The organism is Alcaligenes sp. Me129 (assembly GCF_050487245.1).
Taxonomy (GTDB): Bacteria; Pseudomonadota; Gammaproteobacteria; order Burkholderiales; family Burkholderiaceae_B; genus Alcaligenes; species Alcaligenes phenolicus.
This window is the reverse complement of the sequence record NZ_JBKQGX010000012.1, coordinates 23,514-44,382: the sequence shown is the minus strand read 5'-3', so window position 1 is coordinate 44,382 and position 20,869 is coordinate 23,514. Positions and strand designations below refer to the sequence as shown.

At 57.3% G+C, this 20,869-nt stretch carries 19 protein-coding genes and 1 riboswitch; of the genes, 8 read left to right on the top strand and 11 right to left on the bottom strand.

Annotation, left to right across the window (positions count from 1 at the left end; genetic code table 11):
• The first annotated feature begins 24 nt into the window (after positions 1-24).
• Complete coding sequence (gene hisI, locus ACLPGZ_RS13325) at positions 25-501, top strand: phosphoribosyl-AMP cyclohydrolase (RefSeq protein WP_226348880.1); 477 nt, start codon at positions 25-27, stop codon at positions 499-501.
• 67 nt (positions 502-568) lie between these two features.
• Here hisI and ACLPGZ_RS13320 read toward each other — a convergent pair whose 3' ends face one another.
• Positions 569-1,450, bottom strand: coding sequence for a LysR substrate-binding domain-containing protein (locus ACLPGZ_RS13320; protein ID WP_035268022.1), 882 nt, complete (start codon positions 1,448-1,450; stop codon positions 569-571).
• Between the two features lie 171 nt (positions 1,451-1,621).
• Between ACLPGZ_RS13320 and ACLPGZ_RS13315 the strand changes: the two genes are divergently transcribed.
• A complete protein-coding gene (locus tag ACLPGZ_RS13315) occupies positions 1,622-3,163 on the top strand; it encodes an MFS transporter (protein ID WP_429641478.1) in 1,542 nt (513 codons plus the stop codon).
• Between the two features lie 108 nt (positions 3,164-3,271).
• Here the strand turns inward: ACLPGZ_RS13315 and ACLPGZ_RS13310 are convergent, their stop codons facing one another.
• From ACLPGZ_RS13310 to ACLPGZ_RS13290, 5 genes are all read right to left on the bottom strand, one after another.
• Complete coding sequence (locus tag ACLPGZ_RS13310; RefSeq protein ID WP_021446689.1) at positions 3,272-4,792, bottom strand: tripartite tricarboxylate transporter permease; 1,521 nt, start codon at positions 4,790-4,792, stop codon at positions 3,272-3,274.
• Between the two features lie 3 nt (positions 4,793-4,795).
• Entirely contained in the window at positions 4,796-5,245 is a 450-nt protein-coding gene (locus ACLPGZ_RS13305) for a tripartite tricarboxylate transporter TctB family protein (RefSeq protein WP_081251521.1), read from the bottom strand.
• 147 nt (positions 5,246-5,392) lie between these two features.
• Positions 5,393-6,751 (bottom strand): sensor histidine kinase, encoded by a 1,359-nt coding sequence (locus tag ACLPGZ_RS13300; RefSeq protein WP_429641476.1) that lies wholly within the window; start codon positions 6,749-6,751, stop codon positions 5,393-5,395.
• On the bottom strand, positions 6,744-7,463 hold the full coding sequence (locus tag ACLPGZ_RS13295; protein ID WP_035268013.1) for a response regulator transcription factor: 720 nt from the start codon (positions 7,461-7,463) through the stop codon (positions 6,744-6,746). The genes ACLPGZ_RS13300 and ACLPGZ_RS13295 overlap by 8 nt, the downstream gene beginning before the upstream one ends.
• A 301-nt stretch (positions 7,464-7,764) precedes the next feature.
• Complete coding sequence (locus ACLPGZ_RS13290) at positions 7,765-8,763, bottom strand: AraC family transcriptional regulator (RefSeq protein ID WP_060185926.1); 999 nt, start codon at positions 8,761-8,763, stop codon at positions 7,765-7,767.
• A 61-nt stretch (positions 8,764-8,824) separates the two neighbouring features.
• Here ACLPGZ_RS13290 and ACLPGZ_RS13285 point away from each other — a divergent pair, with 61 nt between their 5' ends.
• Positions 8,825-10,042, top strand: coding sequence for an MFS transporter (locus ACLPGZ_RS13285; RefSeq protein ID WP_429641474.1), 1,218 nt, complete (start codon positions 8,825-8,827; stop codon positions 10,040-10,042).
• Positions 10,043-10,120: 78 nt separating this feature from the next.
• Here the strand turns inward: ACLPGZ_RS13285 and thiD are convergent, their stop codons facing one another.
• Both thiD and ACLPGZ_RS13275 read right to left on the bottom strand, forming a co-directional pair.
• Positions 10,121-10,945: a bifunctional hydroxymethylpyrimidine kinase/phosphomethylpyrimidine kinase gene (gene thiD / locus ACLPGZ_RS13280; protein WP_035268007.1), complete on the bottom strand. Its 825-nt coding sequence runs from the start codon at positions 10,943-10,945 to the stop codon at positions 10,121-10,123.
• Positions 10,942-11,415 carry an NUDIX hydrolase gene (locus tag ACLPGZ_RS13275; protein WP_239055509.1) on the bottom strand — a complete coding sequence of 158 codons (474 nt, stop codon included), beginning with the start codon at positions 11,413-11,415 and terminating at the stop codon, positions 10,942-10,944. The genes thiD and ACLPGZ_RS13275 overlap by 4 nt, the downstream gene beginning before the upstream one ends.
• A gap of 44 nt (positions 11,416-11,459) precedes the next feature.
• Positions 11,460-11,578, bottom strand: a riboswitch (TPP riboswitch).
• Between the two features lie 132 nt (positions 11,579-11,710).
• On the opposite strand from ACLPGZ_RS13275, the gene ACLPGZ_RS13270 reads away from it, so the two are divergent.
• From ACLPGZ_RS13270 to ACLPGZ_RS13250, 5 genes are all read left to right on the top strand, one after another.
• A complete protein-coding gene (locus ACLPGZ_RS13270; RefSeq protein ID WP_239055510.1) occupies positions 11,711-12,643 on the top strand; it encodes a LysR family transcriptional regulator in 933 nt (310 codons plus the stop codon).
• Positions 12,644-12,759: 116 nt separating this feature from the next.
• Complete coding sequence (locus tag ACLPGZ_RS13265; protein WP_239055511.1) at positions 12,760-14,865, top strand: FUSC family protein; 2,106 nt, start codon at positions 12,760-12,762, stop codon at positions 14,863-14,865.
• A complete protein-coding gene (locus ACLPGZ_RS13260; RefSeq protein ID WP_035268004.1) occupies positions 14,858-15,052 on the top strand; it encodes a DUF1656 domain-containing protein in 195 nt (64 codons plus the stop codon). Before ACLPGZ_RS13265 ends, ACLPGZ_RS13260 begins: the two co-directional genes overlap by 8 nt.
• Positions 15,045-15,974: an efflux RND transporter periplasmic adaptor subunit gene (locus ACLPGZ_RS13255; protein WP_429641471.1), complete on the top strand. Its 930-nt coding sequence runs from the start codon at positions 15,045-15,047 to the stop codon at positions 15,972-15,974. Before ACLPGZ_RS13260 ends, ACLPGZ_RS13255 begins: the two co-directional genes overlap by 8 nt.
• A gap of 9 nt (positions 15,975-15,983) precedes the next feature.
• Positions 15,984-17,417, top strand: coding sequence for an efflux transporter outer membrane subunit (locus ACLPGZ_RS13250; protein ID WP_239055513.1), 1,434 nt, complete (start codon positions 15,984-15,986; stop codon positions 17,415-17,417).
• 15 nt (positions 17,418-17,432) lie between these two features.
• On the opposite strand, the gene ACLPGZ_RS13245 is transcribed toward ACLPGZ_RS13250, so the two are convergent.
• The 3 genes from ACLPGZ_RS13245 to ACLPGZ_RS13235 form a co-directional block, all read right to left on the bottom strand.
• Complete coding sequence (locus tag ACLPGZ_RS13245; protein WP_239055514.1) at positions 17,433-17,822, bottom strand: tautomerase family protein; 390 nt, start codon at positions 17,820-17,822, stop codon at positions 17,433-17,435.
• Between the two features lie 80 nt (positions 17,823-17,902).
• Complete coding sequence (gene hmpA / locus ACLPGZ_RS13240) at positions 17,903-19,087, bottom strand: NO-inducible flavohemoprotein (RefSeq protein WP_239055515.1); 1,185 nt, start codon at positions 19,085-19,087, stop codon at positions 17,903-17,905.
• 93 nt (positions 19,088-19,180) lie between these two features.
• Entirely contained in the window at positions 19,181-20,698 is a 1,518-nt protein-coding gene (locus tag ACLPGZ_RS13235; RefSeq protein WP_239055516.1) for a CoA-acylating methylmalonate-semialdehyde dehydrogenase, read from the bottom strand.
• Between the last annotated feature and the right edge of the window lie 171 nt (positions 20,699-20,869).

The following is a 20,869-nucleotide window of genomic DNA, read 5'->3' as shown; positions in this document are numbered from 1 at the left end:
CAAGACACAAGATCTGCTGACAATATGGCAGTACAAATAAACCGCCGAATCTCGGTAGAGCAGGTGGAGGAGGGCCACGAACTGGCCCCCAAATTTGACGAACAGGGCCTGATTGCCTGCATCACGACAGACGCTAACAATGGCGAGGTCTTGATGCTGGGTTACATGAACCGGGAAGCCCTGGAAAAAACCATACAGACCGGTGAAGCCCATTACTGGAGCCGCTCGCGTCAAATGCTCTGGCATAAAGGTGCCAGCAGTGGACTGGTGCAGACGGTAGAGGAAATGCGTATCGACGACGACCAGGATGCGGTGTGGTTACGTGTGCGGGTAGCCGGTTCCGGGGCCAGTTGCCACGTAGGCTATTACTCCTGTTTCTACAGACAGGTGCCGGTTGGTGTCGAGCATAGCAAGGGTCAGGATCTGGTTTTTGTGGAGTCCGCCAAGACCTTTGATCCCAAAGACGTGTATGGGGATGCGCCCAATCCCACTGTGCTTTAAAGGGTGCTCATGCTGGCGGGGCTGGGCGAACTTCACGTTTACTTCTGGCCGCCTGAACCTGTGCTGATCAGGACGATGCAGCCCCCGTCAGTCGGGTAGAGCGATGCTCCCGATAAGCCGCTGCCAAGGTCCGCAAGGCTTCCCGCGAGCGTTGATCGGTCAGCGTTGAGTGCAACACAATCCGGGAAGGGGGCAGGGCTGGCAGTCCCAGACGTTGGCCCACATCAATTGCATCTGGCGGCGCCAGGCGGCATGAAAATGCCGCGACCGCCAAACCGGCAGAGACCGCCGCCATTACGGCCGCATGGCCACCGCCCACAAACACTTCATTCCACTCAATCCCGGCAGTGCTTAACGCGTGTGTCGCAATATCCCGCACGCCACAGCAGGGAGCCAGGGCGGCCAGCCGTAAAGGTTTGCCTTCTTGCTGATGAAAGCAGGGTGCCGCAAACCAGGCAAAGTGCTCAGGCCCCAGGTCCTCTCCGTCACGGCGATGATCCTCCTGGCGCACGATGACGGCATCCAGCTCTCCCTTGTCAAAATCTTCCAGCAAGCGATGCGAGCTTTCCAGGCGAACTTCAATCGTCAGGGCAGGGTCTCGTTCATTCAGACGGGACAACAAAGTAGGGACTTCCGGCCCGGCAACGTGCTGGGCAATTCCCAAACGAAAGCGGCGGCAATCGCAGAGCAGGGCGGCTCTGGCGCGGTCGTGTGCAGCAATGAATTCCCGTGCGGGATTAATGAAAACCGTACCTTGAGCAGACAGCCGTACCAGCCTTGGAGTGCGTTCGATCAGCTTGTAACCCAGGCGCTCTTCCAGGCGTTTCAGCTTCACGCTGATCGCGCCTTGTGTGGTGCCCAAGGCTTCTGCGGCTTTGGTAAAGCTTTGGAACTCGGCAATGCTCACAAAAGCTTGTACGGATTCCACATCCAGAACAGGGCGGCTCATGATCTATCCATATTTGTTGTTACTGATATGCCTGATCATAGCATTGATGAATGGCTGGCCCGTCCCTACTATCTCTCCTGACTGAGCGGTCCCGAGCTTTTGGGTTTTGGTGTCCGCACTTTGGCTCGCCGGGACGGCGACGTGTATTGACGACTTTTTGGAAAGATAACGATGACTCCCTCTATCTCGAGTCAGGGCCGCTACGCCTTGGCTGCCGTGTGCTTGTCAGCCTTGATGCTGGGCCTGGAGATCTCCAGCGTGCCGCCGATTTTATCCACCATAGAACAGGTCATGGGGGCCAGTTTCCGGCAACTGCAATGGGTGATGGCAGCCTACACCATTGCCATGACGACCATTCTGATGGGGGTAGGCACTTTGGCGGATCGCTACGGCCGCAAGCGCATTTTTACGATCGGGATTGTGGCGTTCGGGATCACTTCCCTGGTGTGCGGACTGACGGAAAGTGCAGCTGTTCTGATTGGCGCACGTTTTCTGCAAGGCTTGAGCGCTGCCATGATGCTGATCTGCCAGATCGCGATTTTGTCGAACCAGTTTCGGGACGGACAACAGCGTGGCAAGGCCTTTGCGTGGTGGGGTGTGGTCTTTGGTGCCGGGCTGGGTTTTGGGCCTATTGTGGGTGGCCTGATTCTGACTCTGGCCAGCTGGGAATGGGTGTTTTTGATTCACGCCGTACTGGCCATTATTACCTTGCTGCTGGCGCGCGCTGGCGTACAGGAGTCGCGTGATCCGGGCGCCAGCACCTTGGACGTAGCCGGTATTGCCACCTTGTCCTTGGCCGTGTTTTGCCTGGTGCTGTTTGTCACTCAGGGGCCGGTGCTGGGCTTTGCCAGCCTGCCAGCCTTGAGCATTATTACCCTGTCCGTCCTTAGCATGATTGCCTTTGTAATCGTGGAGCAGCGCAGTGTTAGGCCCATGCTGGAGTTCTCCGTATTTCGTATCCGCAGTTTCTCCGGTGCCTTGTTGGGCTCGATGGGGCAGAACTTCAGCTTCTGGCCCTTCATCATCTATTTGCCCATCTACTTTCATGTGGGGCTGGGGTATGACAGTGTGCAAACTGGCCTGGCCTTGTTGGCGTACACCTTGCCGACCTTGTTTGTGCCTCCGTTTGCCGAGCGTCTGGCACAGCGTTGGCAGCCGGGTGGAGTCATTACGCTAGGTCTGTTCTTGATTGGCCTGGGCTTTGTAGTGATGAAGATAGGCAGTGTTTCCGACCAACCGGGCTGGCTGATTCTGCCAGGCTGTGTGCTGGCCGGGATTGGTCTGGGCATGGCCAATACTACGACCACCAATGTAATTACCGCCTCGGTGTCGGCTGAACGCGCCGGTATGGCGTCGGGGGCGGATACCAGTGCCCGCATGATCTCCCTGGCCTTCAATATTGCCGTGATGGGCTTTGTTCTGGTGCAAGGCATCATGGGTGATCTGCGTGCTCGCCTGGGTATTGCTGTTGATGGCGAACTGCGTCATCTGGCTGAAAAAGTAGCCTCTGGCGACATCAATATCGTGTCGCAAAGCAGCGCCTTGCTGGCGAATGCCGCCGATCCTGTCGAGGCGGTTCATGCAGCCCTGATTGCTGGTTTTGGCTGGGTCATGGTGTACGGTGCGCTAACTGCCTTTGCTTTGGCGGCCTTAAGTCATCTGGTGTTTGGTTCCGCCAGGAAGAGTGCACAGGCGTGTTGCAGTCCTGGATAGGGGCAGGCACAAAAAAGCCGGGCAAATGAGCCCGGCTTTTTCTTATGGAGGCTGCGGTAAAAGCAATGCGTTTAGCCGACCTTTCCATGACTAGTGGTTGCCAGCGCTTCAAGCCTTGGCCAGGGCTCCCAGCTTCTTCTGGCTGTTCGAGCGCCAGAACGAGTAGCTCAGTCCCAGCATCAGCAAGATGCAGGCAATGATAAAGACCATGCTGATCGGGCGCTCCAGGAAGATCATCGGATCACCACGCGAGAGCAGCAGGGCGCGGCGGAAGTTTTCTTCTACCATCGGTCCCAAGACAAAGCCCAGCAGCAAGGGGGCCGCCTCAAAGCGCAGGCGCATGAAGAAGTAACCCAGCACCCCAAACAGCAGCACGATATTCACATCGAACAGGTTGTTGTTGGTGCTATAGACACCCACGCACACAAAGAACAAGGCAGCGGGGTACAGGTACTTGAAGGGCACGGACAGCAGGCGAACCCACATGCCGATCAAGGGCAGGTTCAGCACCAGCAGCAGGATGTTGCCCACCCAGAAACTGGCGATCAGGCCCCAGAACATATCGGCATGCTCGACCACCATTTGCGGGCCAGGCTGGATGCCGTGAATGATCAGCGCGCCCAGCATCAAGGCCATGACCGGGTCGCCGGGAATACCCAGGCTCAGGGTAGGAATGAAGCTGGTCTGGGTAGAGGCACTGGTGGCGGCTTCGGGCGAAGCAATGCCCTCAATCGCACCACGTCCAAAGCGCTCGGGGTTCTTGGCAACTTTCTTTTCCGTGGCGTAGGCAATGAAAGACGCAATGGTCGGGCCAGTGCCGGGCAGAATCCCGAAAGCCGCACCAATCGCAGTACCGCGCACCAGAGCGCCTTTGGATTGCTTGATATCGCCTTTTTCCGGACGCAGGGAACGGGTGGAGACTTTACCAATGGCCTTGGTGTGGCCGCTATTGATCCGGTTGATGTTCTTGAGGAAGTCCGCAATACCGAACAGGCCCATGGCCAGCGCCACAATCTGCAAGCCGTCCTGCAACTCCGGAATATTGAAGTCAAAGCGCGATACACCACTGTTCACATCCGTACCGACCACGCCAAAGATCAAACCCATGACGACCATGGCCACGCCCTTGATGGCAGAACCTTTGGCCAGTGTGGCACCGGCCAGCAGGCCCAGCATCATCATGGAAAAGTATTCAGCCGGGCCGAATTTGAATGCAATATCGACCAGCGCGGGCGAGAACAGAATCATGGCCAGAATGCCGATGGTGGCCCCAAAAAAGGAGGACAACATCAACATGAACAGAGCCGATCCGGCTTTGCCGTTGCGGGCCATGGGGTTGCCGTCCAGACACGCCACTGCGTGCGAGGCGGTACCGGGCAGATTCAGCATGATGGAGGTAATGCCGCCACCGTACTGGGAGCCATAGTAAATACCGGCCAACATAATCAGGGCGGCGGTCGGGGTCATGGCGTAGGTCAGGGGCAACAGGATGGAGATGGCTGCCAGCACACCCATGCCGGGCAGCACCCCGATCAGGTTCCCCATGAACACGCCAAACACGGCCCACATCAGGTTGTCCAGTTGAAAGGCAACGCTAAAGCCGTGCATCAGGTTAGATAGAATTTCCATGGCTTAGCCCCAAGTGAACAGGGGGAATTGCAGCTCCAGCCCCCAGGAGAAAATAACCACACCCAGCAGCGTCACGAAAATGGACAGCAGCAGGGCGGTGAGCCAGGAATGTTCCTTGTCGCCCATGGCAGAGATGAACACCAGGGCAAAGGTGGCGGGAACCAGTCCGCCGTAGCGACCCAGAATAATGAAGGCGATGATGCCGCCCACAATCGCCAGCCAGCCACGCCATTGCGGCGGGCCGTAGTCTTCCTCCTGCTCATCGTCGTGTGCGGCGGTCTCTACAAACAGGTACAGAGCGCCCAGCACAATCATCACGATGCCCAGCAGAAACGGGAAGTAGCCCGGTCCCATGCGGGCCATGGTGCCCAAGGAGTATTTCTGTCCCATCAGGACGGTAAATACGCCTACTCCCACCATCAGGCCGGCTGAATAATATTTTTGTCTGCTCATGAATCTCCTCATTCCCCTAAAGCAAGCATGATTTTTTTAAACCCTGAAAAAGAGCGATTAAAAATGAGGCTAGCTTAGCGGAGCAGGAGAGGGCTTAGGGTGACAGTTTCATTACCTTTTGGTCATGTTTGAATGGTTTGGTAAGGCTTAAACAGGCAGCACAATGGTGACTTTCAAGCCGGATACTCCTTTGGAGAAAATCAGCTGGCCCCGGTGCAATTCAATAATGGCGGCAACGCTGGTTAATCCCAATCCAAATCCTTCACTATCATTATTGAATCTATAAAAATACTTGCCTACGTTTTCATATTCGCTTTCTGGTAATCCCGGGCCATCATCTTCCACAATGATGGAGATTTTATTGTCAAAGCGTTTTTTAATTTCAACGCTGGCATGGGAATGGGCGTATTTAACAGCGTTATCCACCAGATTGGCTAAAGCACTGGCTAATAAATTGCTGTCGCCATTAATAATGACTCTGTCGATTTTCTTTTTCTGCAGCGTGACGCCCTTTTCTTCAGCGAAAAAGCTGTACAAGTCCAGAACGTCTTCGGCAATCACTTCCAGATCGCAGGCCTTGAAGTTCTGTCTTTGCACACCGGCATTCAGCTCGGCAATTTGTAGCAGCTTGCCCAGCAGCACGCTCAGGTTCTCTACTTCTTCAATCGCGTCTTGCTGTGCTTCCCGGACATGCGGGGGGACGCCAGGCAGGTTCTGGGTTTCACGCAGCTTGCCAACGATGCGGGTGAGCGGGGTGCGGATATTGTGGGCCACGGTATCGGAGATATGCCGCGCGCCTTGCATCAGGCTCTCGATCTTGTCCAGCATGCGGTTGATGTCGTGGTGGATCAGACCAAAGACGTCCTCGCTCTCGGAGGTGATGCGCTTGGAAATATCCCCCGCACCCACCTGTTCCGTCAGCAGGCGGATGCGGCCCACACGGTATTTCAGCTCATTGCTAAAGACATAGGCGCCCAGAATTACCAGCATCAAGGCCAGGATCATGGAGGTGACGATGATGCGGCTAAGCATGGCGCGTAGCTCGATCAAGGTGCCCAGCTCGTGGCCAACCACCAGGGTTTCGCCGCCGGACAGTTTGGTGACGCGGACATTGCCTTCGGATAGCGCGTCGATATGCTTGATCTGCACTTCCACTACTTGTCGTTCTGGCAGGTTGTTCAGGCCGGGGATCTCGCTGATATTGCCCACCAGGGTGTGATTGAATTCGTCCAGTAGCAGATAGATTTCCTGGCCCGAATCAATCCGGTCCGATAGGGTCAGCTCGATCATGCGCAGGATCTCTTCGCGCCCGCCGACTTCGTAGGCAATGCTAAGCCGCTGTACGGCGACGTTGATTTGCCGCAGGTGCTCGTCGCGCAAGGCTCCAAACACCTGAACGTAGAAGAAGCCGATTAAAAACAGCGTGGTGAAGATGGCCAGGATGCTGTAGTTCAAGGTCAGCCGGAAGGAGGTGGACTCCCACAGGCGTTTGATGAAATCAATCATCGCAGCGCTTTAGCTTGAAACCGTCGATGCTGTCCTTGTCGCTAAGTACGTAGCCACGGCCACGCACGGTATGGATCAGAGGCGTTGCGCCTTCCTTGTCGACCTTGCGCCGCAAACGGCTGACCAGCACATCAATCACATTGGATTGCGGGTCGAAGTTGTAGCCCCAGACCACTTCCAGCAGCATGGTGCGGGTAACGATCTTGTGGCTGTTCATCAGCAGGTAGGACAGCAGCTTGATTTCACGAGGTTGCAGCTCCAGCACCTCGTCGCCACGGGAGATTTTCTGGTTGCGGATATTCATGACCAGATCATCCACCTGCAGATTCTTGATTTCTGCATTGTCACTGCTGCGGCGTATCAGGGCGTGCAGGCGGGCGGCCAATTCCTGAAAGGAAAAGGGCTTGATTAAATAATCATCGCCACCGGCTTTCAAACCATCAACTTTGTCGTCTACGCCGGATAAGGCACTTAATACCAGTACGGGGACTTTTTTACCTAAAGATCGCAAAGTAAAAAGAATGGACAGGCCATCGACATTGTTGGGAAGCATGCGATCCAGAATAATCACATCCCATACGTCTTTCATGGCATTTTCCAAACCGGAAACGCCATCATGACTGGTTACCACCGAATAGCCCAGCTCGGATAAGCCATTCACTAAATACCGGGCATTTTCCCGGTCGTCTTCAATCAGTAAACAATTCCACATTTGGCTTCTCGGAGATTTATGAAGTGGCAGACTCATCCATTCCAGAAATGGATTGATCAAAAAGGCTAATGCCGACTATGAGGTGAACATGACAAAACAGTAATGTTTGATGTCAGGAAATATAAATATTGATTCATCCTGTTAACACCGTCATGTGCTCTGAATTATAGGAGTAATTAGTCAGCACATTATTCTAATAAAAATCTCAGGGCTGTCGGGCTGGAAATCCAGAAATGCGCCGGAAATTGTCTGGGATGCTTGTCCGGTGGCTAAAGCGTCTGTCCGGGAAGGAGGGGGCGGGTCAGGTTCTGGACTGCCGACTGGCACCGGGAGCCTGTCCTTTCAGACGCTTGTAGGCCCGGCTGAACGCCGCCTGCGAGGTATAGCCCAAACGCTGGGCAATCGTTTCAATAGACAGTTTTTCCTGACTCAGCCATTGGCTGGCCAGACCCATGCGTAATTCTGTGGCGTAACGCAGTGGAGACATGCCCAAGGTGGCCTGAAAGCGTTGGGCAAAGACGGAACGAGACAGGTGAGATTGTGCTGCCAACTCTGCCACTGTCCATTCGTAGCCAGGTTGGCGGTGCAGGGCCAGAATGGAACGTGCCAAGCGAGGATCGCGCAAGGCAGCCACCAGGCCGGAAGCATTGCCGCAGCCGGATTCAATCCAGCCGCGAACAATCATGGCGGCCGCCACTTCGGCCAAGCGGGCCATGATGCCGGCATAGCCAATGCGGCCCGCGCAGATTTCCCCTTTCATGGAATCCAGAATGGGCAGCAGGCCAGGATAGTTTTGGGCCCCAGTATTGGCAATCATGGCGCTGGGCATGAGTTTGCCCAGTCCGTGCATGCCGCCCAGATCAAACTCCATGCAACCGTAGAACAAAATTGCGCTAGGGGTGGGGTAGGAACTAGGGCATGTGCTGACACCGCTGACGGCTTGTCCCAGTGGAGCGGCCTCAAAGCTGTCTATGTGTTGAACCGAGACTTCTTCTTTGGAGAGGATTTGATGGCTTTCACCTTGCGGCAGAAACACGGTGCTGCCTGCTGAAAGCTTGTGAATCGTGCCATCACGGGTACGTAGAAATGCCGAACCTACAGCCAGAAAGTGAAAGTAGGCATGACCGGGGCGTTCTTCAAAACCCAGCCCAAAATGAGGCCCAGTTTGAATCCGGCGGTATTGCACCCCACGCAAGCGCATACCGGTCAGCAGTTCACTGATCAGGTCGGAGGACAGGGCGAATTGTTCTTGCTCGGTCATGTTCGGCGTTTCGATCAAATTTTCAAGACTGATCATCATAGATCATCCGGTTTCTGATCTCTAGACTGGGAGCTGTTTTTGTTTCTCCAGGGAAGTAGCGATGAGTCGTGATGTGTGTAATGCCAGTTTGCGGGCCCCGGTCATGGAACCTGCCTGGGTAGCTGTATTTTCATTGGCCATGGGTGTGTTTGGTTTGTTGACGGCGGAGTATTTGCCCGCCAGCTTGCTGACACCGATGGCCGTAGATTTGGGTGTATCGGAAGGCTTGGCAGGGCAGGCCGTCACAGTAACGGCGGTGGTCGCTTTGTTTTCGGGCCTGCTGGTTCCAGCGCTGACCCGTCGTTTTGACCGGCGTAATGTGTTGCTTGGTTTTACGCTGCTGATGATTGCATCGAACTTGCTGGTGGCGTTGTCCTCCAGCCTGACAGTGTTGCTCTTGATGCGGGTCCTGCTGGGGATTGCCCTGGGCGGCTTTTGGAGCATGGCGGCAGCCGTTGCCATGCGTTTGGTGCCGAACACATTAGTGCCGCGTGCCTTGTCGATTATTTTTAGCGGGATTGCCGTGGGGACGGTGGTTTCGGTCCCTTTAGGCAGTTATCTGGGGGGCCTGTTCGGCTGGCGCAGCGCGTTCTTTGCGGCAGCGGCGGTTGGTGTTTTGACCTTGGTGTTTCAGTGGCTGACCTTGCCCAGCATGGCACCGCGTCAGCATGCACGCACTGCAACGGTACTGGATTTGCTGCGCAGGCCCGGTATTGCGATCGGTATGTTTGCCTGTGTGCTGGCCCATGGGGGGCAGTTTGTCCTGTTCACCTTTATTCGTCCGGCGCTGGAAGGTTTTGCCTCTATTGATATGGATGGCTTGGCCTTGATGCTTCTGGGCTTCGGACTGGCGAATTTCGTAGGCACTTTGTTGGCGGGCTGGCTGATGGAACGCAGCTTGCGGGTGACTTTGGTCGTGATGCCCGCCTTGGTGGGTTTGGCGGCCTGGGGCATGGTCTGGCTGCCGGTGCACAATATGGGCTTGATGTGGCTGGTGGCGTTATGGGGACTGGCTTTCGGAGGGGTGCCAGTGGCCTGGTCCAATTGGGTGGCCAATGCCATGCCCGATCAGGCGGAAGTCGCAGGCGGCATGGTGGTGGCGGCGGTGCAGTCCTCGATTGCTGCGGGGGCGGCAATGGGTGGCTTCATGTTCGGCCTGGGCGGTGTTCCTATGGTGTTCCTCACGGGTGGGAGCGTGATGTTGTTTGCTGCGCTTTTGATTGCTTTACGGGTTACAGCGGATTGGCCGGCCTACCCCAGTGGGGAGCGGGCGCATTAAAAGGAGAGCCTGGGCCAGAGAGCCCGGCCGATTTGATGTGCTGCGGTCCACAGGTTGAAATCGGCCTGGCTTTTGAGTTCAAGATGTTTTGAGGGGTTCCAGCTTTGGCCACAAAGCATGGAAGTGATGGACCGGACCTTGCCCCAGGCCGATCTGCAATTGGTCAGCCGCGGCCAAAGCGCCATTCAAATATTCCTTGGCCAAGCCTACCGCAGCCGGCACGCTGCGGCCCGGTAGCAGGGCAGCAATGGCGGAGGACAGCGAACAGCCCGTGCCATGCGTGTTGCGTGTCGGGATGCGAGGCGACTGAAAAACATGGCTTTGCCCCTGGCCTTGCAGCAAATCAACACTGTCCGGGCCATCCAGATGACCGCCCTTGAGCAGCACCCACTCAGGGCCCAGCAAGCACAGTTCGCTTAAGGTGCTGTGCATCTCTTGCAGCGAGGCGGGTTCCGGTTTGTGCAGCAGATCGCCCGCTTCGGGCAAGTTGGGGGTAAGCAGGGTACACATGGGCAGCAGCTTGTCGCGCACGATGGACACGGCTTCGGGGCTGAGCAAACGATCCCCGCTTTTGGCGACCATGACCGGGTCCAGCACAATCGGGCAGTCTAGGCCGTGATGGTGCAGGCGGTCTGCAATTGCTTCCGCAATCCCTGCAGTGGCGATCATGCCGATCTTGATGGCATCCACGCGCACATCCTCAAACACCGCATCCAACTGGTCCGCCACAAAGTCCGGCTCCAGCGCCACAAAACGCCGCACACCCTGGGTGTTTTGCGCGACCACGGCGGTAATCACGCTCATGCCGTAAGCGCCCAAGGCGTACATGGCTTTCAGATCAGCCTGAATACCAGCGCCGCTGGTCGGGTCTGTGCCCGCAATACTCAATACATTGGGAATCATGCGCGGCCTGCCTGATCTTGAGTGGCAGCCAATGCCAGTGCCCGACGGGCAACTCGGACTACATCAAAGCTGTGTGCTACATCCAGACTGTCCAGCTCCGCATTGCTGAACCAGCGCGCGTCCAGCGCATCATCGCCCGCTTGTAGCTCGCCTTGCTGCCAGCGGAACAGCACGGCAATCAGAATGAAATGCGAATAGGCCAAAGGTGTGGCGCTGGGTTCGCGGTCAAATACATCCAGCGCATCAAAGATCTGCAGGGCCTGGCCTTGTACGCCGGTTTCTTCGGCCAGTTCCCGGTGGGCCGCCGCCATGATGGTTTCGCCCGCGCGAATCTTGCCGCCGGGAAAGGCCCAACGTCCTGCATCGGGCCTATTGGCGCGGCGTATCAGCAAAATCCGGTCTTGATGGATGACGGCAGCCAGGGTGGCGGCAACCGGGCCGACGGGGGAGGGAGAGTGGTCAGAAGACAAGATAGCAACTCCTAGTCAAGGATAGCCATCCGGCAGCAAGCGGCGAGCAGGTACAGACCCGTCCCTTCGCCGGCATGACCCGGATCAGGTTCAACGGGTCACTGCGGTGCAATCTGCTCGGGCAGTTTCTCAGCCTGCTCGCCAGGCTCCCCTCGGTGAAAAGACCGTTCCTGTAAAAACGGTCTGGGCGAGTATACCTGTCTTCGTCCCCAGACATGGCAGGCGGGTGCATGCTTTGAGTATCATCTGAATGGCATTACGATTTCGTTTGACGCAACCTTGAAAGGCTTCGACTATGGCTCGCCCTGATCTGAATCTATTGTTCGCACTGGATGCCTTGCTGGAGGAGGGCAGCGTCATGGGAGCGGCACGGCGCATGAATCTGAGCCCGCCTGCCATGAGCCGAACCTTGAGCCGCATTCGGGATACGCTGGATGATCCCGTGTTTGTGCAAGTAGGGCGCAAGCTGTTGCCTACACCCAGAGCCTATGCCTTGCGCGAGCAAGTGCGGGCAGCGGTGGAGCAGGCAACCCAGGTGTTAAGTTCCAATACCGAGATTGATCTGCTGTCCCTGGAGCGCAGTTTCAATGTGCGTGCGACGGACGAATTTGTGAATGTGCATTTGGGTCATTTGCTGGAGGCCATGGCCAAGGAAATGCCCAAAGCCATGCTGCGCCTGTCTCCCGAAGAGGACGATATGGATGACGACGCCTTGCGTAGTGGCCGTATTGATCTGTTCATCAGCGCCTCACGCAAGCTGGCGCCGGATATTCACGTACAGCCCTTGTTCACGACGCATTTTGTGGGTGTCGCGCGGGAGCACCATCCTATCTTCGACGAAGACATTTCGCTGGAACGCTTTGTGCGCTGGGACCATATCAATGTGTCGCGGCGGGGCAAGGGCCGATCCAACCTGGATGCCTTGTTGCAGGCCAGTGGCTTGCAGCGCAATGTGGCCCTGGTGGTATCCAATCCCTACACCGCGCTGTTTGCCTTGCATGACTCCGATCTTTTGCTGCCGCTGCCCAAGCATCTGGCAAGCAGTGCCAAAGCGGCGGGCTTGGCGATCCGAGTGTTTGATTTGCCTGTACCCATGGAGACAGCCATGTTGGTGCAGGCCTGGCACATGCGCCTGCAGACAGATCCGGCCCACCAATGGTTACGCATGACCATCCATCGCTTGTGTACCGAGGACGATGCGCAGACGGCCAAACGCAGCAAGCTGTAATTTAAATTGGTTTTCAAGTGCGTGTCACGCACTTGAGTGAGTGCAATAAATTCACTTTTCGGACGCATTGGGGACTTTTATAGTGATTTTCATTCTTCACTGTAAAGAGTCCTCTTGTGTCGTCTGCCAGTCCCTCACCGCAGTCTGCCTCCGGGCTGAAAGCCTTTCTTGTTCGGATGGGTCTGGCCCTCAGTTCCGTGGATATCACCAGCCCTCGTGCAGGCTACATCCTGCGTTCCATTCTGGCCGCGTGGCTGGCCTTGTCAGTAGCCTATTTGCTGGATCTGCATGCGCCTTTTTCTGCCGCATCCAGCGTGCTACTGGTGATCAATCCGGTGCAAGGCGCGGTGATAGGCAAGGGAACCTGGCGGGTGCTGGGAACCCTGGTCGGAATGCTGGCCGCCTTTGTGTTGATGAGTGCCTTCGGGCAGCAGCCTTGGCTGTTCTTGCTGGGTTTTGCGTTCTGGCTGGGCCTGTGTGTGATGGCCATGGGCTTGCTGCGCCACTACAAGTCTTATGGGGCGGCCTTGGCAGGTTATACGGTTGGCCTGGCGGTATACGGCGCCATGGGGCAAGCGCAACTGAGCTTTGATCATGTTATTGGGCGGGGTTCCTCGGTGCTGGTGGGCGTGCTGTGCCTGGGCGTGGTGTCTGCCTTGTTCAGTACCCGTAGCGTACGCAGTCGCTTGCAGGCCCAGTTATTGCGCCTGGCCTCGGAAACAGCCCGTGTACTGGCGGGCAGACAAGCGGCCCTTCATGCGTGCAAGACGGCAGAGAGTGACCAGGAGCGTGTACGGCATCAATTGATGATGGATGTGTACGGGGCGGATGATTTGTTGTCGGTTGGCAAGGCGGAGTCTGCCGATTTGGCCGCCCGGGCAACCGCTTTGCGGCATGCCATTGCCTGCCTGTTTTCCGCCATGTTGGGGGGCGCGGGCCCGCTTCCGCAAACCTTGACACCCATGCCCGCCCTGGCGGCCTTGCGGCAAGAATGGGAGCAGGCCTGGAAGCAGGCTGCCCAACTGATTTCACAGGGCCCGGACGGCTTGGAGCGGGCCAGTGCCGTGCTGATGCCGCTGCGTGCCCGCTTGCAGGAAATCTTGAATACCGGTCCTTTGGAGCGCCTGGCAGAACCGGCTCCGTTTCTGATTGCCGGGGATCGTCTGATTGAGCAGCTGGATGATTATCTGGCGGCCCTGGATAGCTTGCGTGCTCTGTATCGTTTGCCCACGCAAAGCACATATCCCGCCATTCCTTTTTATCGGGATATTTCGCTGGCACTGGAAAACGGGGTTCGCGCCATGCTGACGGTGCTCTTGGGGGGCACATTCTGGATTCTGACGGGCTGGACGGACGGCAATATGATGCTAGCCGGTCTGGCGGCAGCCTGCGCCTTGTTGTCCCCGGCACCCAATCCTCCTGCGGCGGCGATGGCGTTTATCAAGGGCATTGCGCTTTCGATTGTGGCGGCCTTTTTATGCACCTTTGTGGTCCTGCCTTTGATCGAAGGCTTGCCACTGCTGCTGATTGTGCTGGCGCTGTTCTGGTTACCCGCCATTTATGCCACCACGGTGCCCAAATACGCCATGGTCGGTGTGGCCTATCTGGTGTCGTTTACGACCTTGGCATCGCCATCCAACCCCATGCACTACGACTTCGAACTGTTCGTGAATGGTTCTGTGGCCTGGTTGCTGTGCACTTTCTTTACCTTGCTGGGTTTTCAGCTGTTTTGGCCTCGCAAACTGAGTCGGGATCTAAGCCGTCTGCAAATGCGTATTCGCGCCAACAGTCTGGCGGTTCTGCGGGGCAAACGTTTCCAACCGCAGATCTGGCGCTGGCGACAGCAACATCGCCTTGCGCAATTGGGAGCCGGATTAAAGGCGCAGCCTGCGCAAATGCAGCAAGCCTTGTCGCAGGCTCTGGACAGCGTGCATCTGGGTTGGGAACTGCTGCGCTTGCAGTCGTATGTACGACAAGCCCAGGTGCCTGCCCATGTGTCCCAGCCCCTGAAAACTACCTTGCGTCATATGGCTCGCCGGGCTGATCAACCCCGTTTGGCAGCGCGCCATGCCCGGCGTCTTGCTCAGGCCGTGCAGTGCCGGGACGCTGAGCCGCAACATGATGGCCTGCGTCTGGCTGCTGTGCTGCTGGATATTGCGATGCTGCTGGAGCGCCACCCGGCGTCTGTTTCCCTTCAATCAGGAAGTGCTGTTCATGCTTAGTGAAGTTGCCCTGGCGGGCATGTATGTCCCGCCTTTTTTTGTCTACGTCTGCCTGGCGGTGCCTATTTATCTAGGGTTGCGTTACGTGCTGGTGCACACAGGCGTGTTGCGCCATGTTTGGCACCCGGCCTTGTTTGAGTTTGCCTTGTCCTTGTCCCTTGTCTCGGCCTTGATTCTGTATGTCTAAATTTTCTGCTTTGATCAAGCCAGTCAGCCGGTTTGTGCTGACGGCCTTCTTGCTGTTGATAACAGCCTATTTGCTGATGGCTTTGTGGAACGCCTATGTGCGGGCGCCCTGGACGCGGGATGGCCGGGTCAGCGCACAAATTGTGCGTATCGCGCCCGAAGTCTCGGGGACGGTGCGGGAGATGGCGGTTACTGATAATCAGCGGGTTCACAAGGGGGATGTCTTGTATCGCCTGGACCCGGCGCGTTTTCAGCTGGCGCTGGAGCATGCGCAGTCCGAACTGGCGGCGGCAACAGCCATCCTGAACCAGAGGGCGGCAGAGGCCAAGCGCCGTCGCGGTATGGAAAGCCTGCTGCCTGCTGAAGAAATCCAGCAAGCCCAGCACGCAGTGCGTATTGCCCAGGCCGAGCAGCGCAGTCGGCAATTGGCTGTGGACGCGGCCAAGCTGGACCTGGAGCGTTCGGTGCTGTACGCGCCTGTTGATGGCTATGTGACTCGCCTGCGTTTGAACGCGGGTGATTATGCGGTGGCGGGGCAGGCCAATATGGCTTTGCTGGATGCCCATAGTTTCTGGATGACGGGCTATTTTGAGGAAACCAAGCTGCAGGGTATTGAGCCGGGAGCTGAGGCTCGTATTCGTTTGATGGGCTATGAAGGCTTGATAGCCGGCCATGTCAGCAGCATCGGGCGCGGTATTACTGATGCCAATCAGCAAGCGGATGCGCAGGGCTTGCCCAGCGTGGAGCCCAACTTCAGCTGGATTCGTTTAGCGCAACGGATTCCGGTACGGGTGGAGTTTGATGATTTGCCGGCGGATGTGCTGTTGGCGGCCGGGATGACAGGCAGTGTGGCTGTCGGCCCCGCGCTGGGTGCGGGCAGTGCACAAGGCCGCATCAGTTCCTTTTTGCAGCGCTGGCTTTAAGAGGCGGGCATGGATAATTTTTTGATGCCTGAACGTCACCGCGCACGCCGCTTTTTACCCTATGTGCTGCTGCTTCTGAGCTTGTCCGCTTGCACGACGGTAGGCCCCGATTATGTGGAGCCCAAACAGCCGCTTCCCGCTGCGTGGCTGCATGAACAAACAGGCTTTGCCAGGCAGGATCAGGACAGCTTGCGTCGCTGGTGGCAGCAATTCCAGGACCCGACGCTGGATGCGCTGGTGGAAAGAGCGTTGAGCCGTAATCAGGATCTGGATATTGCGGTGGCTCGTTTGAAGCAGGCCAAGGCTGAACGCGGCCAGATTGCAGCTGATCTTGGCCCTCAGGTATCAGCCGGGGCGTCGGGGCAGGCGCGCCGCAATAGTAAAGCTCTGGACTCGCCACCTGGAGGGGAGTTACGAAACTGGCAGTTGGGGCTGGATGTCAGTTGGGAGCTGGATTTGTTTGGTGGCACTCGCCGGGCGATAGAGGCCGCCGATGCCGGTATTGAAGCGTTGGCGCAGGACCACGGTGCTTTGCAGGTCAGCTTGATTGCCGAGTTGGTCAGCCATTACGCCGGTTTGCGGGCGACGCAAAGACGGCTGGATATTGCCAGGGACAATGTGCGCAATCTGCGCGATACCGAACAGTTGGTGGAGCAATCCCGACGTCGCGGGTTGGCTCGTCAGTCTGAACTTTTGCAGGCCAGAGCCGAGCGTGAAATGGCACAGGCGCAGCTCCCGATACTGGAAGCCGACATTGCCCGTTTCAGTCATGGCATTGGTGTGTTGGCGGGCGGCTTTCCGGGCGACTGGCATGCGGTTCTGACGCAACCCGCGCCTGCCTTGCCCGTGCCGCCGCAATTGCCCGCGTTCCTGCCCTCGGATCTGATTCGCTCCCGGCCAGACTTGCGAGCAGATGAACGGCGTTTGGCTGCGGCCACGGCGCATATAGGTCAAGCCCAGGCACAACGCTTTCCGACGTTCCGGATTCCCTTGGGAATAGGGACTGCCGTCAGCGTGATTCACGACATCTTTTCCAGTGCCAGTCTGTTGTGGGCGGCAGGGCTGCAAGCGGAGCACAGCTTGTACGATGGTGGCCTTGCGCAATCGGGCATCGAAGCGGCACAAGCGAAGGCGCAAGCCGCTGAACTGATTTATGAGCGTGATGTGCATCTGGCTTTGCGGGAGGTGGAAGATGCCTTGACCTCTCTGCACAGCCAGGTACAACGTCAGAAGTCTTTGCAGGCCGCACTGCTCGATAGCGAACAGGCTTTGGAGCACGCGACGCAACTGTATAAAGCAGGCTTAAGCGCCTACTTGCCGATCCTGGTGGCACAGCGTAGCGCCAATCAGGCACGAGATGCCTTGACGCTTAGCCAGTGGGACGAGGTGCTGGCTGCCATTGCTCTGTATAAATCCTTGGGAGCTGGCTGGCAGGAAAGTTGATGCACAGCCGCCGGATTACAGCTCTCCCGTCAAAAACTGCGCTCGCCCACGTCCGAAGGACCAATCTGCATCGCTGTTTTCTACCAGAGCGATGATCAGGTCATTGGGCGACACGCCACAGTTCTGTTCCAGCCGCTCTGCCAGCAAGCGGTAGAACTGGACTTTCTGGATCTCGCTGCGGGGGCGGGACACGATGTGCAGCAGCACCACTTTGTTGCTACGCGAGTAGCCCAGGCCAGTGTCTTCCAGCACCAGTTCGCCGGGACGATGCTGGGTGACGCATTGGTAGCGGTCGCTGGCAGGAACATCAAAGGCTTGCACCATGGCTTGGTGCGTGGTGTCCAGCAGCAGGCGCAGTTCTTCGTCGTTGCGGCCTTGGATCAGATCAAATTTCAGTAATGGCATGGTGGTTCACCTTGATGAGAGTGTAGGGAAATCGGGCAGGCCATCCACTCGACACGCAGGCCAAAGTGGTTGGCTCTGTATCAGTTCAGGTCCTCGGCGGGGCCAAAGAACTCGTAATGGCTTTGTTCGTCGGGCAGGCCCAGATCGCGCAGAGTGCGTCTGATCAAGGTCATAAAGGGTTTGGGGCCCAGGTAATAGGCATCGAACTGGCCGTCACAGGGCAGCCATTGGCTCAGTTGCGTAGCTGTAGGGCGGCCTATGGCATGGGGCTGCGGCCCGAATAGGGCTGTGTGTTCTTCGTACACCACATAAGCCTGAAAACGCGGATAGCGGTTCGCCCAGGTGGTGAGCTGGTTGGCAAAGGCGTGGACGTGCACATTGCGGGCGTAGTGGATAAAGGTGATGGGGCGCTCGGTCTGCAAGGCCGCCTCCACCATGGCCAGGGTGGGGGTAATGCCGACGCCACCACTGATGAAAACCTGATGCCTGTCGTTGTGACGCAAGCTGAACTGTCCGGCAGGTGGGAACAGGTTCAGCGTGTCGCCTTTCTGGATCTGATCGTGCAGGAAGTTGGAGGCCAGACCACGGGCTTCGCGCTTGACGCTGATGCGGTAGCTGCGCCCATTGGGGGCCGCAGACAGGGAGTAGTTGCGGCGAATTTCTTCACCGTTGACCTTCAGGCGCAGGCCTATGTATTGGCCGGGCTTGAAGTTCAGTACGGGTTTGCCGTCAACCGGCTCCAGATAAAAGGAGGTGATCTCCTGGCTTTCAGGGACTTTGCGTATCACCTGAAAGGCGCGTGCGCCCCGCCAGCCGCCGGGGGCGGTGGCCATATCGTCGTAAATCAGACGTTCGGCTTCGATCAGCAAATCCGCCAGTTGCTGGTAGGCGGCCGCCCAGCCGTCTATGACCTCATTGGTCGCGACGTTCTCGCCCAGGACTTCGCGTATGGCTTGCAGCAGGCAAGTGCCCACAATCGGGTAGTGCTCGGGCTGGATTTGCAGGGCAACGTGTTTGTTGACGATCTGGCTGGCCAAGGGGCTCAGGGCTTCCAGTTGGTCGATATGGCGGGCGTAAGTCAGCACGCCATTGGCCAGGGCGCGTTGCTGGGTGCCGTTGGCTTGATGGGCCTGGTTGAACAGGGGGCGCACCTGTGGATAGTCGCGCAGCATCAATTCATAAAAATGGGTGGTCAAGGCTTCGCCGCCGGTTTCCAGCAGCGGCACGGTGGCCTTGATGATGTCGCGTTGAGCGTCTGTCAGCATAAGAATCAAAAGGGTAAAGAGGGTGAAACAGGAAGCGTTGGCAGCAGGGGGCACCTGCTGCCGGACTAGCTGGCGGATGAGTGGTAGCCGTGCTTATTGCGCCGTGGGCATCACAAATTCCGCGCCTTTGGCGATGCTTTCTGGCCAGCGCTGCATGATGGATTTCTGCTTGGTGTAAAAGCGAACTCCTTCTTCGCCATAGGCGTGCATGTCGCCAAACAGGCTCTTTTTCCAGCCGCCAAAACCGTGCCAGGCCATAGGCACCGGAATCGGGACATTGATCCCCACCATGCCGACCTGGATGCGGCGCGCAAACTCGCGGGCCACATTGCCGTCGCGGGTAAAGCAGGCCACGCCATTGCCGAATTCATGGGCATTGATCAGGTCCACGGCTTGTTTCAGGTCCGCCACGCGCAGGCAGCCCAGTACCGGCCCAAAAATTTCTTCTTTGTAGATGCGCATGTCCGGCGTCAGGCCGTCGAACAAGGTGCCACCCATCCAGAAACCGTCCTCGCAACCTTCACCGGCCTGGCTGCCCTGGAAGTGACGACCATCGACCAGCAGCTGTGCACCTTCCTGTATGCCCAGCTCGATGTAGTTGGAGATACGTTCGTGTGCGGCACGGGTCACAATGGGACCCATTTCGGCGGCCAGGTTTTCCCCGTTCAGCACTTTCAGGGTTTTCGTACGCTCGATCAGTTTGGGGACGAGCTTGTCAGCCACATCACCGACCAATACCGCCACGCTGATGGCCATGCAGCGCTCGCCTGCGGAGCCGTAGCCTGCGCCAATCAAGGCATCTACGGCCTGGTCGATGTCCGCGTCTGGCATCACCACCATATGGTTCTTGGCACCGCCCAGGGCTTGCACGCGCTTGCCGTGACGGGCGCCGGTTTCGTAGATGTAGTTCGCAATCGGGGTGGAGCCGACAAAGCTCACCGCCTGTACTTGCGGGTGCTCCAGCAGGGCATCGACTGCTTCCTTATCGCCTTGCACCACATTGAAGACGCCATCGGGCAGACCAGCTTGCTTGAACAAATTGGCAATGAACAGCGAGGGGCTGGGGTCAGTCGGGCTGGGTTTAAGGACAAAGGTATTTCCGGCTGCGATGGCAACCGGGAACATCCACATGGGCACCATGACGGGGAAGTTGAAGGGGGTGACTCCGGCCACTACACCCAAAGGCTGGCGCAGGGTCCAGTTGTCGATATTGCTGGAAACCTGTTCGGTGTAATCGCCTTTCAGCAGCTGCGGGATGCCACACGCAAATTCCACAATATCAATGCCGCGTGCCACTTCACCCTGGGCGTCAGTAAAGACCTTGCCATGCTCGGCAGTAATCAGATGGGCCAGCTCGTCCTTATGTTCATTGAGCAATTGCAGAAACTTGAACATGACTCGGGCACGGCGAATGGGCGGGGTGTCGGCCCATTTAGGGAAAGCCTGCGCTGCGGCCTGAACCGCCTCGTCAACTTCAGCATGGGTGGCCAGCGCCACATGGCCGGTGACGGTGCCGGTAGCCGGGTTGGTCACCTCCAGGTGGCGGCCCGATGTGCCAGGCACGATGTGGCCATTTATATAGTGATCGATATGGACAGCAGGGTGAGTCATGGTTTCAGTCTCCTTGTTTGATGTCTGGAAAGCAGAGCTATCTGTAGGGAAGATAGAAGACTGAGTGAATCATGTAAAATGATGAATAGTGATTCGATGGATCATTAATAATGAATCGAAAGACGATCTATCCAAGGGCGGCTCAGATGGGCCTGAGATTTACCCTAGTCA

What these genes read in the sequence shown, in the direction of transcription:
- hmpA (WP_239055515.1), bottom strand. Translation starts at nt 19,087, where the DNA reads ATGCTGACAGACGCTCAACGCGACATCATCAAGGCCACCGTGCCGCTG.
- ACLPGZ_RS13245 (WP_239055514.1), bottom strand. Translation starts at nt 17,822, where the DNA reads ATGCCATTACTGAAATTTGATCTGATCCAAGGCCGCAACGACGAAGAA.
- ACLPGZ_RS13255 (WP_429641471.1), top strand. Translation starts at nt 15,045, where the DNA reads ATGTCTAAATTTTCTGCTTTGATCAAGCCAGTCAGCCGGTTTGTGCTG.
- ACLPGZ_RS13270 (WP_239055510.1), top strand. Translation starts at nt 11,711, where the DNA reads ATGGCTCGCCCTGATCTGAATCTATTGTTCGCACTGGATGCCTTGCTG.
- ACLPGZ_RS13300 (WP_429641476.1), bottom strand. Translation starts at nt 6,751, where the DNA reads ATGATTGATTTCATCAAACGCCTGTGGGAGTCCACCTCCTTCCGGCTG.
- ACLPGZ_RS13295 (WP_035268013.1), bottom strand. Translation starts at nt 7,463, where the DNA reads ATGTGGAATTGTTTACTGATTGAAGACGACCGGGAAAATGCCCGGTAT.
- ACLPGZ_RS13250 (WP_239055513.1), top strand. Translation starts at nt 15,984, where the DNA reads ATGGATAATTTTTTGATGCCTGAACGTCACCGCGCACGCCGCTTTTTA.
- thiD (WP_035268007.1), bottom strand. Translation starts at nt 10,945, where the DNA reads ATGATTCCCAATGTATTGAGTATTGCGGGCACAGACCCGACCAGCGGC.
- ACLPGZ_RS13285 (WP_429641474.1), top strand. Translation starts at nt 8,825, where the DNA reads ATGAGTCGTGATGTGTGTAATGCCAGTTTGCGGGCCCCGGTCATGGAA.
- ACLPGZ_RS13290 (WP_060185926.1), bottom strand. Translation starts at nt 8,763, where the DNA reads ATGATGATCAGTCTTGAAAATTTGATCGAAACGCCGAACATGACCGAG.
- ACLPGZ_RS13310 (WP_021446689.1), bottom strand. Translation starts at nt 4,792, where the DNA reads ATGGAAATTCTATCTAACCTGATGCACGGCTTTAGCGTTGCCTTTCAA.
- ACLPGZ_RS13235 (WP_239055516.1), bottom strand. Translation starts at nt 20,698, where the DNA reads ATGACTCACCCTGCTGTCCATATCGATCACTATATAAATGGCCACATC.
- ACLPGZ_RS13260 (WP_035268004.1), top strand. Translation starts at nt 14,858, where the DNA reads ATGCTTAGTGAAGTTGCCCTGGCGGGCATGTATGTCCCGCCTTTTTTT.
- ACLPGZ_RS13315 (WP_429641478.1), top strand. Translation starts at nt 1,622, where the DNA reads ATGACTCCCTCTATCTCGAGTCAGGGCCGCTACGCCTTGGCTGCCGTG.
- ACLPGZ_RS13320 (WP_035268022.1), bottom strand. Translation starts at nt 1,450, where the DNA reads ATGAGCCGCCCTGTTCTGGATGTGGAATCCGTACAAGCTTTTGTGAGC.
- hisI (WP_226348880.1), top strand. Translation starts at nt 25, where the DNA reads ATGGCAGTACAAATAAACCGCCGAATCTCGGTAGAGCAGGTGGAGGAG.
- ACLPGZ_RS13305 (WP_081251521.1), bottom strand. Translation starts at nt 5,245, where the DNA reads ATGAGCAGACAAAAATATTATTCAGCCGGCCTGATGGTGGGAGTAGGC.